The 13,628-nt window shown below is 44.1% G+C and carries 14 protein-coding genes; 12 read left to right on the top strand and 2 right to left on the bottom strand.

Features of this window, described 5'->3' with window-relative positions; genetic code table 11:
- The first annotated feature begins 26 nt into the window (after positions 1-26).
- From sixA to FTU82_RS07730, 11 genes are all read left to right on the top strand, one after another.
- Positions 27-482: a phosphohistidine phosphatase SixA gene (gene sixA / locus FTU82_RS07780; protein WP_005096577.1), complete on the top strand. Its 456-nt coding sequence runs from the start codon at positions 27-29 to the stop codon at positions 480-482.
- Positions 483-511: 29 nt separating this feature from the next.
- Positions 512-1,651, top strand: a complete 1,140-nt coding sequence (gene gspL, locus FTU82_RS07775; RefSeq protein ID WP_180101214.1) for a type II secretion system protein GspL — start codon at positions 512-514, stop codon at positions 1,649-1,651.
- Positions 1,651-2,130 (top strand): type II secretion system protein GspM, encoded by a 480-nt coding sequence (gene gspM / locus FTU82_RS07770; RefSeq protein WP_180083124.1) that lies wholly within the window; start codon positions 1,651-1,653, stop codon positions 2,128-2,130. Before gspL ends, gspM begins: the two co-directional genes overlap by 1 nt.
- A gap of 90 nt (positions 2,131-2,220) precedes the next feature.
- Complete coding sequence (locus FTU82_RS07765) at positions 2,221-3,222, top strand: quinone-dependent dihydroorotate dehydrogenase (protein WP_005096580.1); 1,002 nt, start codon at positions 2,221-2,223, stop codon at positions 3,220-3,222.
- A gap of 5 nt (positions 3,223-3,227) precedes the next feature.
- The gene (locus tag FTU82_RS07760) at positions 3,228-3,809 is read left to right on the top strand and encodes a CvpA family protein (protein ID WP_005096581.1); all 582 of its coding nucleotides are present in this window, start codon (positions 3,228-3,230) and stop codon (positions 3,807-3,809) included.
- Between the two features lie 24 nt (positions 3,810-3,833).
- Positions 3,834-5,369, top strand: coding sequence for an amidophosphoribosyltransferase (purF, locus tag FTU82_RS07755; protein ID WP_005096582.1), 1,536 nt, complete (start codon positions 3,834-3,836; stop codon positions 5,367-5,369).
- A 90-nt stretch (positions 5,370-5,459) separates the two neighbouring features.
- A complete protein-coding gene (locus tag FTU82_RS07750; RefSeq protein WP_180101213.1) occupies positions 5,460-7,349 on the top strand; it encodes a M48 family metalloprotease in 1,890 nt (629 codons plus the stop codon).
- 205 nt (positions 7,350-7,554) lie between these two features.
- On the top strand, positions 7,555-8,196 hold the full coding sequence (locus FTU82_RS07745) for a hypothetical protein (protein WP_100329781.1): 642 nt from the start codon (positions 7,555-7,557) through the stop codon (positions 8,194-8,196).
- Positions 8,197-8,217: 21 nt separating this feature from the next.
- Entirely contained in the window at positions 8,218-9,186 is a 969-nt protein-coding gene (locus FTU82_RS07740) for a D-glycerate dehydrogenase (protein ID WP_180101212.1), read from the top strand.
- A gap of 86 nt (positions 9,187-9,272) precedes the next feature.
- Complete coding sequence (locus FTU82_RS07735; RefSeq protein ID WP_218944814.1) at positions 9,273-10,715, top strand: M48 family metalloprotease; 1,443 nt, start codon at positions 9,273-9,275, stop codon at positions 10,713-10,715.
- Between the two features lie 108 nt (positions 10,716-10,823).
- Positions 10,824-11,183, top strand: a complete 360-nt coding sequence (locus FTU82_RS07730) for a hypothetical protein (RefSeq protein WP_180101211.1) — start codon at positions 10,824-10,826, stop codon at positions 11,181-11,183.
- Between the two features lie 69 nt (positions 11,184-11,252).
- Here FTU82_RS07730 and FTU82_RS07725 read toward each other — a convergent pair whose 3' ends face one another.
- Complete coding sequence (locus FTU82_RS07725) at positions 11,253-11,699, bottom strand: GatB/YqeY domain-containing protein (RefSeq protein WP_004280076.1); 447 nt, start codon at positions 11,697-11,699, stop codon at positions 11,253-11,255.
- Positions 11,700-11,732: 33 nt separating this feature from the next.
- Complete coding sequence (rpsU, locus tag FTU82_RS07720; protein ID WP_001136722.1) at positions 11,733-11,948, bottom strand: 30S ribosomal protein S21; 216 nt, start codon at positions 11,946-11,948, stop codon at positions 11,733-11,735.
- Positions 11,949-12,095: 147 nt separating this feature from the next.
- Here rpsU and tsaD point away from each other — a divergent pair, with 147 nt between their 5' ends.
- Positions 12,096-13,112, top strand: a complete 1,017-nt coding sequence (gene tsaD, locus FTU82_RS07715) for a tRNA (adenosine(37)-N6)-threonylcarbamoyltransferase complex transferase subunit TsaD (RefSeq protein WP_180101210.1) — start codon at positions 12,096-12,098, stop codon at positions 13,110-13,112.
- Positions 13,113-13,628: the final 516 nt, after the last annotated feature.

Below are 13,628 nucleotides of genomic sequence, written 5' to 3'. Positions count from 1 at the left end.
CAGGCAAAAGAAAATAAGGAAACCCAATGCAACTGACTTTAGTGCGACATGGTGAGGCTGCTCCACCAGTCAATGGCAATGATAGCAAGCGTCCATTGACGGAGCGTGGTCATCAGCAGGCTGAGCAAACTGCACAGTTCTTAAAAAATATGATTAAACCTGAAGTATTTGTGGTCAGTCCCTTATTGCGTGCGCAGGAAACCCTGGCCCATCTGCAGCAGTATTTTCAAGATGTGCCGGTGGTGATCTGTAATGCGATTAAACCCGATGATGATGCCAAGGTCGCGGTTGAATGGTTGTCGCAACTGCCTTATGAATCGATTGCCGTGGTGTGTCATATGAATGTGGTGGCGCACATTTCTTCTATTTTGCTGGCGGAGTCTTTTCATCCCTATGCATTGGCAGAAGCACGTATCTATGCGCAGCCAGTCATTGCCGCGGGTTTGTCGACAACAGTTAAAAGTTTTATTCCTACATTATAAAAACCAATTAAAACGGTAGTACACAATCGATGTTGTATTTATGGATGCCTGAGGCCAATGGGGTTTGGCAATGGTCAACTGGGGAATTCTGGAACACTGCGGCCACACTTGAGCAGTTGATTCAGGAGATTCAGGCTCATCATGGCGAAGAAGCAGTAGTGTTTTTCCCGAGCCGTCATGTGCAAATTTTGCAGCAGACTTTGCCCAAGAGCCAATATAAAAAAATGGGCAATGAGGGCATCAAGTATCTGCTTGAAGAATATGTGGTGCTGCCCGTCGATGCCATGAAAGTGCTGCATCATTTTCAGCAGCCTGATCAGGTCAGTATTATGGGGATTGCGAATTCGACCCTCGAGACCTTGCAGTATTCTCTCAACCTGATTCCCGTCAAGCTGGCGGCTTTGCTGCCAGACTTTTTGGTACTGCCAGTTCCTGAAGCCAATCAGCGGGTGATTACCCAAATTGGTGGGCGCTTGTTGGTACGAGAGGCAGAATATATCGGCCAGTCGCTGGATGATCTGAGTCTGTATCTGGATTATCAGCCCAAAGATTTGCATTATAAAGTTAGTAATCTGAATCAGGATCAGTTAAGTAGCCTAGAAGCACTGGTCACACAGGAGCAGTTAGAATCTTTTCAGTATGTCCTTCCTGTATTGAAAAAACCCAAACAACATGCGTTTAATGTATTGCCCAAAGCTAAATCTGAAGGTGCCATTTCCGGTTACTGGAAAGCATGTGCAGCTGTATTTCTGGGCATATTAGTCTTACAGTTTAGTTATGATGCGGTGCGCTGGTATCAATATAAAAAAGTGGCAAATCAGACCGCTGCACAGGCCGTTGATCAGTTCAAGTACTGGTTTGGGCAAAATTATCCGGTCACTGAGCAGAATATCAAAAGCCAGTTTGAAGGGCAGTTGCGTCAAAGCCAGATCGCCGATACACAGGCATTACAGCTGATTAGTCGGATTGGACCAGTCTTGATGCAGAACCAGATTGTGGCACAACGGATCAATTATGATGCGTCTGTGTTGAGTATGGAGCTCAAGGTCAATTCATCAGATACGCTAAATGCATTGACCAAGCAATTGAGTCAGCAAGGCTTTAAAGTGGAGCTGGGGAATATTCAGGCCAGCGGAACAGGTGCCATTGGGCTGGTGAGGGTGCAATAATGAAAGCCATCGAAGCGCTACAAAATCGCATGGATCAGTCTTTTGAAAAAATGAGTGATTATCTGGACAGTCTCTCGGCACGTGAACGGGTATTGGTGATTTTTACCACTATTTTTGTAGTTGTGGCTGCGGTCAGTTCAGCACTCTGGTATATGCATCAGGCAGCAGACACCCAGCAGAAACGTTTAAATCAGCTGAAAGATACCATTGTCTGGATGCAAAGTAATGCAGTCACCATGAAACCTGCTGGAGACATGCAGCTGGATGCCGCAGAGAAAGTACAGCGGGTGGCACAGCAACAAGGTCTTTCGGTTGCATCCCAGCAAATAGATGGAAAAATTCAATTGGCGGTCATGCATGAAAATTATGCAGTATTGGCAAACTTCCTGACTCAACTGGCACAAATGGGTCTAAGTGTTGAGAAAATGGAACTAAATAATGAAGCAGGACAGATTAAATTAACCGCGACCGTGCAATAAACGGTAAAAATAAAGATTTGCAAAGCATGGTTTTTTTGTCAGCCTATGCCTATAATATGCCGACTTAAAAAGCAGTAGACTTTTCTAGATATGTTGTATTCTCTAGCCCGCCCTTTGTTGTTTTCTTTAGCACCAGAGCGTGCACATGAGCTGACACTATCACTATTAAAATCATCCCATAAAATGGGCTTGATGCGTCAAAATGTTGCTGCGAAACCTGTGACTTGTATGGGAATCGAATTTCCCAATCCAGTAGGTCTTGCGGCAGGTTTAGACAAAAATGGTGCTTATATTGACGCCCTTGCTGGTCAAGGTTTTGGTTTTATTGAAATTGGCACCATTACCCCGCGACCGCAAGCCGGCAATCCCCATCCGCGGTTATTCCGTTTGCCACAGGCCAAAGCCATTATTAACCGTATGGGTTTTAATAATGAGGGTGTAGATCAGCTGGTGGAAAATGTCAAAGCTGCCAAATTTAAAGGCATTCTCGGCATCAATATCGGTAAAAACGCTGATACTCCGGTAGAAAAAGCAGTAGATGATTACCTTATCTGTTTAGAAAAAGTCTATAATTATGCGTCTTACATTACCGTCAATATTTCTTCTCCCAATACCAAAAATCTGCGCAGTTTACAAAGTGGTGATGCACTGACCGAACTGCTTGAAACATTGAAAAACCGTCAGCTTGAATTGGCGCAGGAATACCAGCATTATGTACCTTTGGTCCTTAAAGTAGCGCCTGATCTGGACGAAACCGATATTGCCTTTATTGCCAAGCAGTTACTGCAATTCAAGATTGATGGTCTGATCGTGACCAATACCACACTGTCACGTGAAGGGGTGGAAGGTCTGGCGCATGCAGAGGAGGCAGGTGGTCTATCTGGCGCGCCAGTCTTTGAGAAAAGTACCGCATGTCTGGCTGCATTTGCTCAGGTGTTAAAAGGACAAATTCCCTTGATTGGTGTGGGTGGTATTCTTTCAGGCGCAGATGCTGTTGCCAAGAAACAGGCAGGTGCCAGCCTTGTACAAGTTTATAGTGGCCTCATCTATACTGGACCTGAACTTGTAAAAGATTGTGTAGACGCACTTTAAATCCTATGAATGCCATTGATATCTTTCTGCTGATTATCTTGCTCATTGGAGGGCTCAACGGTTTGCGTCAAGGATTTATTAAAGCCTTTGCGAACTTAGTGGGATGGATCTTTGCCCTGATTGTTGCGGCAAAATATTCAACGCTACTTGCGCCGTCTATGGTTGCTCTGAGTACAGATCCAGTCGTACAAAAGATAGCAGCCTTCGCCTTTATCGTCCTGTTAATTGTGGTTCTGACCTGGATCGTCACTGCGCTTTTAAACCGTATTTTAAAGAGTCTTAAACTGGGTCCGCTTAACCGTCTGGCAGGTGGTGTCTTTGGTAGCCTGAAAGGCTTGCTGATTGTACTGATTACTATGCAAGGCATTGGCCCATGGGTAGAAAGCTCACCGCACTGGAAACAGTCCAAGTTTATTCAAGCCTTATTGCCTTATGCGCCTTGGGCGACTCAAATGTCGAAAGACGCCGCGAATGGCGCACTACAACATATCAAGCCTGAAGGGACATCGAAACCTTCAGCTGTATCATCTGAAACATCGTCCAAATCTGGAGCTGCAGATGAGTCTACAAATAATCCTTTTTATTAATCCTAGCTTGTCTGCGAGGTTGCTATGTGTGGAGTAGTTGGTATAGCTGGTAAATCACCCGTTAACCAAATGTTGTTTGATGCATTAACGATGTTACAACATCGTGGACAAGATGCAGCTGGGATCGTGACATGTGATGAAGGGCGTCTGTTCCTTCGTAAAGACAATGGGATGGTGCGTGATGTATTTCATACCCGTCATATGCGTGCCTTGAAAGGAAATTACGGGATTGGTCATGTGCGTTATCCAACAGCCGGTTCATCGAGCAGTGCAGAAGCACAGCCATTTTATGTGAACTCGCCGTATGGAATTACCTTGGCGCATAACGGTAATTTGACCAATGCCGAAGAAATTCACGATGACCTGTTCAAAACTGACTTGCGTCATATGAACACGGATTCTGATTCAGAAGTGCTGCTAAACGTGCTAGCGCATGAATTGCAAAAACATGGCAAATTGGTGCCGACTTCGGAAGATATTTTCCACGCGGTAACACGTGTGCATGAGCGTTGTAAAGGCGCTTATGGTGTGGTAGCAATGATTACCGGACAAGGTCTGGTGGGCTTCCGTGATCCGAATGGTATCCGTCCACTGATTTACGGTTCACGTGAAACTGAACAGGGCATGGAATATATCATAGCTTCTGAATCGGTTGCGATTACTGCGCTGGGCTTCAAAGTTGAGCGTGATATTCAGCCAGGTGAAGCGGTATTTATCGATTTACAAGGTAATTTCTTTACCAAGCAATGTGCGAGCAATCCTGAATATCGTCCATGTATTTTTGAATATGTGTATTTTGCCCGTCCGGATGCCATTATTGATGGAATCTCGGTGTATAAAGCACGTCTGAAAATGGGTGAGAAGCTGGCGCAAAAAATTCTGCGCGAGTGGGGTGAAGAGCATGATATCGATGTGGTGATTCCGATTCCGGATACTTCACGTACTTCTGCATTGGAACTTGCCAATATGCTGGGTGTGAAATTCCGTGAAGGTTTCATGAAAAACCGTTATATCGGTCGTACTTTTATTATGCCAGGTCAGCAACTACGTAAAAAATCGGTACGTCAAAAACTGAACCCGGTTGAGCTTGAATTTAAGGGTAAAAACGTACTATTGGTCGATGACTCGATTGTGCGTGGTACGACCTGTAATGAAATTATCCAGATGGCACGTGATTCTGGTGCGAAAAAAGTCTTCTTTGCTTCCGCAGCACCGATGGTGAAATATCCAAACGTGTACGGTATCGATATGCCGGCAAAATCAGAGCTAATTGCCTCAGATCGTAGCGTTGAAGAAATTCGTGAAATTATTGGTGCAGACCGTTTGGTGTTCCAGGATCTGGAAGATTTAAAAGATGCAGTTCGAACCACCAAAGTGCCAGATCTGAAAGATTTTGACTGTTCGGTATTTGACGGCGTTTATGTCGCGGGTGGTATTGATGCGCAGTATCTGGATGATCTACAGCAAAAACGTAGTGACAGTGCCATGAAAGAAGGGAATTACATCGATGTGAATATCGATGCAGCTTCTGTGGATTTAACTGGCGTACGTGAAGTCTAAGCACTTAAAATCATCATGAAAAAGCGGGAATTTCCCGCTTTTTTGTTTTATGATGAACCCATTGAAAATAATCTTAACTAGGGTTCTACATTGCGCAACGTAGGATATGATTTTATAAAAAACAAGAATATCGTATTGCCTGTAAGCTTCTGCTTGATTGCTGTGCTGTTAACTATTTTTATTATTAATACCGTTGTTGGTCTCTTTGTTTTTTATGTTGATTCTACCCAGTCAATCTTCTGGCATACGCTGAGTCCTTATCTGATTGCTTTGCTGTTATGTGCCATGATGATCTCGGTCATCTACGAGTTTTATATTTTTCGGAATGGCGGTTATTCATTGGCGAAGCAGATGGGTGCGCGTCGGTTAAGTCCGATGGACAGTATTCCCGAAGAAAGTGCTGCACTGCACATTAACCAGCAGCTGGCAGAGACTTTTCTGATTGACGTTCCGGCAGTATATGTGCTGCCCGATGAAGTCGGTGTTAATGCGCTGACGGCAGGTTTTAGTCCGCGGGATACCGCGATTATCTTGACCTGGGGTGCAATACAAACACTGGATAAAGTCGAGCTGTATGGCTTGCTCAGCCATGAATTCAATAAAATCCTGTCTGGTGAAGCTGCGGAAAATACCCGTTTGAAAATCCTGTATAGCAGTTTAACCACTTTTAGTCAGTGTGGCAGTAAGATTGCCAAGTCCGGTTTTTATCGAGCGGGTAGTTCCCGTGAAAACAAGTTCGAAACCTTCTATGTGGCAGTTGGCGCGGTGATCTGGCTGATTGGTAGTTTGGGTGTATTGATTTCTCGCTTTATTAAATATATTTCACTGGGTGGCCGAACCTATAAAAATGATCAGAAGACTCGCCGCCTGATTCAAAATGATGCCAATATCCAGACTTTACTCAGAATTCATGTGCATCATTCCGGTTCGCAAATCTATAGTGAATATGCCGAATCCATTTCCCATATGTGTTTTGCCAATTCCTTGAGTCCGCAAAACTGGTTGAACATTCACCCAAATATTAATCAACGAATTTATGAATTAAATCCTGCCCTGATTCAGGATTTGCAGCTCGAGAACTTGAAGAAACTCAAGAATCAGCCTTTATTCAGTTTATTTCGTTCTCTGGAAGAAGTGGTGCCCGAGACTGCGATGAGCTGGAGTTCGCCACAGCCTCTGCCGTTGTTGCGTCTATCTCCAATCAGCTTTGCAATTAAAGATGCGATCAAGCCACTGAATCCAGAGCTGCGGCTGAGTATGCCGCGTCCGGAGTTGCTTGAACGTGCATTGCAGACGGCGACCGGCTCGCGTGAAGTCATGGTTGCCATCTTGATGATTCGTCAATATCGTGAATTTATTCCGACTGAGGCTGAAGTGAGCCGCGCCATTGTAGATTCACTGCTGAATCTGGATGGGCGGGTGCATATTTCGATTTTCCAGCAAGCCTGCAAGAATATTGGCGGGATGCCCACCACAGTTGCACGTCAGTTTTTGATGAAACTGGCACGAATTATTCAGGAAGATGGTGAAATTGGCTTGCTTGATGCCTTATTGCTGGAATGTGTCAAATATGAGCTGAATCTATTGCCCGCACATATTCCAACAGCTTTGGATGAAGTTAAGCCTCAGATTGTGCGTCTGATTGATGCCTTGTTGCATGTGCAGCAGATTAATAGCGGAAACCAGCTTGAGGTTCGCGAACGCATTTTAAACCGGATTTTGTCGGCTCGAGAATTGGACTTATACAATGAAATTTCTGATGAGCCGATTGATCTGGCGGAAATTCTGAATGATATTTCGGGGCTTTTACTGCGTGAACGTCTCGGGATTTTGGGGATCGCAGAAGCCTGTTTGTGGAGCGACCGTATTGTGACTCAGGACGAACTGGATGTGATGGAACTGCTTTATTGGCGCTTGGGTTTTGAGGCAGAGCAGATTATTCAACAAATGTTGAAGAAAAACAGTTTAACCATTATGTAAAAAAGAAGATAACAATTCACAGTTTGAAACTGCATCTGTTATAACAGAGGCAGTGATTTAATTGCGTATTAAAAGTACAGTTTTTAGCAGGCAGATCGACTTTGTATTAGAATCCATCAGGATAAAAAAGAAAAGCGGAAAAAGTTCGGCAAAGTAGAGGCAATCCGGCTAAAATGTTCAGCCTGAAATTGGTGATGATGAAAAGATGATAGGGCATCAGCGTGACATACTGGCAACATTAGGAATTGATCTCTGGATTCCTAGGGACAGCGCATGTCAGCCACATCAGGTCTCGATCTGGCGTGATCAGGCCGCACCAGAATTTCACAGTGACATTGTCTTGCCTCAGTCCAAGCAGCCCGAGGTATTTACAGATCTATCAATTCCTGAGCCGGTTATTCAACCCGAAGCTGAAGTCATGCCCGTGGTATCAGTGCCCACGCCAGTACTGGTTCAGGAACAGCGTGAAATCATACAAATTCTGCCATTTAGTTTGCAGATTTTAAGTCTGGCCCATTGCAGTATTGTGATTGATGCGACTGCAATGACTGAAGAAACCCAGAATTTATGGACGAATATCCAGCGTGCAGTGGTCAGCGAGTTTTGTGAGCTGAACTGGCCATTTCCTTGGGCCAATGTTCAGGATGGGCGCGGTGTGGACTCTTATATTCAGGGTTTTCTCGATGGGATGAGTGCCGAGAAAAATATTATTTTCTTGGGAACTGTACCTTATATTTCAAATAGTAAAATAATCCAGTTGGCTTCTTTACAGGAAATGCTGGATCAGCCAATTTTGAAAAAACGTTTATGGCAGTTTATGCAAAATAGGTCTGCCAGCTTGAAATAATATGAGTTTGGAATAAAAAATATGAAACAAAAAGTGGTTGTATTTAGTCAGATCGATGCTGATATTCAAAATAAACTTGAACAAACTTATGATGTCGCCTATATACAACCCAAGTTAGGCGATGTGAACCAGCAGCTTTTGCAGCAGGTTCAGGATGCCGATGGCATGATTGGAGCAGGTCGATTGCTGAATCGTAACAATCTGGCGACTGCCACCCGGCTTAAAGTCATTTCCAGTGTCAGTGTCGGTTATGACAACTATGAACTTGATTATTTAAATGAAAAAAATATCTATCTCAGCCATACCCCGCATGTACTGACTGAAACCACGGCAGATCTGGCTTTTACATTGCTGATGTCTGCGGCACGTAAAGTGGCCTATCTGGATCACTGGACCAAACAAGGACAATGGCAGCGTACTGTTGGTGAAGCACAATTTGGTCTGGATATTTTTGGAAAAACTTTAGGTATTATCGGTCTGGGTCATATTGGAGCTGCAGTTGCACGTCGTGGTTTTTATGGTTTCAATATGAATATTTTGTACCATAACCGCCGTGAAAAAACAGAATTGGCCCAAGGCCTGAATGCACAGTATTCTGACTTAGATGAACTATTACAGCGTTCCGACTTTGTCGTTATTGCGGTTGACTTAAATGCTGATTCCAAAGCGCTGATTACAGCGGCTGAGTTGGCAAAAATGCAACCACATGCGGTATTGGTGAATATTTCACGTGGCTCAGTCATTGATGAGCAGGCTTTAATTGACGCTTTAAAAGCCAAGCAAATTTTTGCTGCCGGTCTCGATGTCTATCAGAAAGAGCCTTTAAAAGAATCTGAATTATTTCAGTTGGACAATGTGGTTACATTGCCACACGTGGGTTCTGCGACGGCTGCCACCCGTAAAAAAATGGCGGAATTGGCCTATCAGAATCTGGTGGATGCTTTAGAAGGGCGAGTGCCACGCTATGTGGTTAATCCTGAGTTTCAATAATATTAAATAACATTTTCTTGCGTATATGCCCATTTTTCAATGCTATATTCAAGGCAGCTTAGAACAATAGATTTAGAGATTTTTCATTGAAACGATTGGCGTTGGCGTGTGGCTTAACGATGTGCATGGTGACAGGGCATAGCTCTAGCCATGATTTTAATCAAGCGACTGCACACTTTTCTGTGCCTGATATTGGTACAGGCGTGGGTTTACTCGATCAGCAAAAAGAAAGAATGATCGGTGAAAAAGTCTATCGCGAAGTGCATAAGCAAATGCCAGTCATGCAGAATCCATGGCTGGAAGACCAGCTGCTGTCGGTATTTTCTCATATTCTCAGTCAGACTCAGTTACAACAGCCCATTGGTTTGCTGGTGATTAATGATCCACAAATTAATGCTTTTGCTGTGCCGGGAGGGCTGTTTGCTCTTAATGCTGGTTTAATCAATTCAGCCCGAAATATGGATGAAGTGGCGGGGGTGATGGCGCATGAAATTGCACATGTCACACAACGTCATTACAGTCGCTCTCAAGATGCTTTTAAGGGGCAGGGTTTGCTGGCATTGGCCGGAATTCTGGTCGGGGCATTGGTGGCCTCTCAGGCGGATGGTGATGCGGGTGCTGCGGTGATGATGGGTTCGCAAGCCGCGTTGATGGATAAACAGCTGACTTATAGTCGTAATCAGGAGCGTGAAGCAGACCGAATTGGCATGCAATACATGTATCGTTCCGGCTATAACCCGCATAGTATGGCAGACTTCTTCGAAGTCATGCATCGCTCGACCAGTCGCTTAAGCTTCCTGCCGGATTTCTGGTTCACCCATCCATTGACGACTGAGCGTATGAGTGAAGCACGTTTACGTGCCAATCAGCTGCCTGCGGTCAAACCTAAGCTGAATGATCAGGACTTTGAGATTATCAAATGGTATAGCAGGGTGCTGTCTCGCCAGACCAGTGAGGAGCAGCTCAGTTTGATGAATCGGCAGAATAATTTTGCCGGTCAGCTTGCTTTGGCTGCCTACCAGATACAGCAAAGTGATTTTCAGGCCGCACAGGCTGCTTTAGATCAGGCGAAAAAGCATAACCAGATGCATCCTTTATTGGTCTTGTTTCAGACTGATATTTACTTAGGTCGGAACCAGCTGAATGCAGCGCTGAAAAGTGTGGCTTCGGCAGCGCGGATCATGCCGGAAAATCGTGCGCTCAATTATAAATATGCAGAAGTCTTGATTCGTGCCCAGCAACCTGATCAAGCTAAACAAATTGTACAAAAGTTTTTGAATGCCAATTCCCGCGATGTGAGCGGCTGGCGACTGATGCAACTGGCGACCAATGCAGAGCCAGCATCGGCAATCAAGGCCGCCAATGTGCTGCGTTATCGTGCAGAAGTAGAATACTGGTCCGGTTATGAGGAAACCGCCATCAAGTCATTATTACATGCACAGCGTACAGCGAAAAATAATCAATCTTTATCGGCAACCATTAACCAACGCCTGAAACAGATGCAGCAGGCACGTCAATATAAAATTTAAGCCTTAGTCAGGTTTTAAGCTTTTTATATCAGGATGATATGGTCAGGATATACTGAATCGGGCTACAATCTTTTTTAATGATCAGTGTGATTAAATCTGAAGCATGCTATGAAGAAAATATTATTGGGCATCTGTCTATTGGGGTGGAATTATGCGGTATTTGCTGCGAGTGCTGTTGAGTATGTAGATGCGGTAGAGCGTATTAATACTGACTATAAAAAGGAATCGCGTCAATTTTTAAGTGGTTTAAATCCGCAGCAACAGGGATTTAGTCCTGAGCAGAATGCAAAATTTTGTGGAATAGTAGGACGCTATGTTGATCGTTTATATCAAGCCACTGACCAGAATCGTGCTTATCTGGATCGTAAGTTTCAAAATATGAGTAAACAGGATGTAATTGTAGAAGTGAAATCGTCTAAAGAGATGCAATTACTTAAGCGTTATCAGGTCGATTGTAATTTGCAATAAGAATACGTCAGGAACTGTCTTTGATTAAAGGCAGTTCAACGTTAAAGAGGAAATACTAGAAAGTAGGGATTAAGCAAGTTGCGCTTTGATTTTGGCGGAAACTTGTGCAGGATCGGCGCGCCCGGCTATGAGCGGACGCAGAGAATTCATCACCTTACCCATATCTTTCATGCTAGTAGCTTGTTGCGCTGCAATAGCTTGCGCAATCATGGAATCAAGTTCTTCCTCAGTCATAGCTTCTGGTAGAAACTGAGACAAAATCTCAATTTCGGCTTGTTCCTTACTAGCTAAATCATCTCGGCCAGCGCCTGCAAAGGCTTTAACCGATTCTTTACGTTGTTTAATTTGTTTTTCAATGACCGCAAGAACCTGAGCGTCGTCAAGTTCTTTGCGCTCATCGACTTCGATTTGCTTAATTGCTGCCTGTAGACTACGAATGACCGTCAGCTTGGACATTTCTTTGGCACGCATTGTTGCTTTCAAAACATCCGTGATTTGGTCTTTTAAAGTCGTCATTATTTATTCCAGGCAATCAATCACAAATTAATCTTAGTAAAGGCGAGTCGTACGTACTGATTCACGCGCCAATTTCTTTTGGTAGCGTTTAACAGCAGCAGCTTTTTTGCGCTTACGTTCTTGAGTTGGTTTCTCGTAGAATTCACGCTTACGTACGTCAGCAAGAACACCCGCTTTTTCGCATGAACGTTTGAAACGACGGATAGCTACGTCTACTGGTTCGCCTTCTTTCAATTTAACTTGTGGCATGAAGAATCCTCATATCAGTTAGGGTAAGATCTCGGGCTGAATTGCCCTCAATCACAAGTGAAGGTCAGTATTTTACTCATTTACATCTCATACCACAAGTCTATAATAGTTGCTGCAATAGAATTGATACAGGTTATAGGCAGTTTAATGATCGTTTTAGGCTTGGAAACGTCGTGTGATGAAACAGGACTTGCGCTGTATGACAGCGAGTTGGGTTTGCGCGGACAGGTGCTTTATAGCCAGATTAAACTGCATGCAGAATATGGCGGTGTAGTTCCAGAGCTGGCGTCACGTGATCATGTGCGTAAACTGATTCCACTCATCAATGAGCTGCTTGAGCAGAGCGGCGTGAACAAATCAGAAATTGATGCAGTGGCATATACCCGTGGCCCAGGTCTGATGGGCGCATTAATGACAGGTGCGTTGTTTGGTCGAACTTTGGCCTTTGCATTGAACAAACCGGCAATTGGTGTTCATCATATGGAGGGGCATATGCTCGCACCATTGTTGTCTGAAACAGCGCCAGAATTTCCATTTGTGGCGCTGTTGGTCTCTGGTGGGCATTCACAACTGATGGCAGCCTATGGCATTGGCCAGTATGAATTGCTGGGTGAATCGATTGATGATGCAGCCGGAGAAGCATTCGATAAAGTGGCGAAAATGATGGGTCTGCCCTATCCAGGTGGGCCAAACATTTCCAAACTGGCTGAACAAGGCAATCCTGCTGCTTTTGCTTTCCCACGTCCAATGCTCCATCAAGGGCTGGAATTCTCATTTAGCGGTTTAAAAACTGCTGTATCTGTACAAATGAAAAAACTGGGTGATGAAAACCGTGATGCAGATATTGCAGCAAGTTTTCAGGAAGCCATTGTCGATACCTTGGTGAAAAAGTCAGTTAAAGCATTGAAACAGACGGGCTTGAAGCGTTTAGTGATTGCCGGTGGTGTCAGTGCCAACAAACGCTTACGTGAGCGTTTAGAAGCAGATTTAGCCAAAATTAAAGCGACTGTTTATTATGCAGAACCGGCACTCTGTACTGATAATGGCGCGATGATTGCATTTGCAGGTTATCAGCGTCTGAAAGCAGGGCAACAGGATGGCTTGGCGGTGACGACGACACCACGTTGGCCAATGACGGAATTAACCAATCCTGCGGAAGTATAAATTCAGCTTGACAGAAAGAGGCTTAGGCCTCTTTTTTTATTTGCTTAGTTACGGATGAGGTCAGAGTTGATCAGGCTGCCATGTTTTTGTTTTGACATCATATTTATACTGAACTTTATTTATATAGGTTGATTGGAAAGAGGTGTGTTTGCCTTCTTTGATCAGATGGAAGCAATTACGTATATTGCTATAAGTTTCATGTGTGCCAACATCACCATCGTACTGTGAACCCATGATACATACTTTTGAATCTTTCAATGAGTAAGTGTAACTAGGCTTTTTGATGATATTGTCTTTATCATCGTCCCAGCCAGTAAACTGATAAGTGAGTGGATATGCAAGACCTGTTCGAGTGTCTAATGCCACCATTTAATAGAATATATTGATAATTAACCCGAATCGCGGATAAGAAATTGACTTGAAAAATAAGAGGACTAGAGCCATCAGTTGAGTTACCACACCAAACTCACAACTCTCGTCCTGATGTTCAATAGTACCGAATTATTCTGCGTAATT

The sequence above is a fragment of the Acinetobacter sp. YH12151 genome (genome assembly GCF_013418355.1).
Taxonomy (GTDB): domain Bacteria; phylum Pseudomonadota; class Gammaproteobacteria; order Pseudomonadales; family Moraxellaceae; genus Acinetobacter; species Acinetobacter pseudolwoffii.
This window is presented reverse-complemented; position numbering and strand designations above follow the sequence as displayed.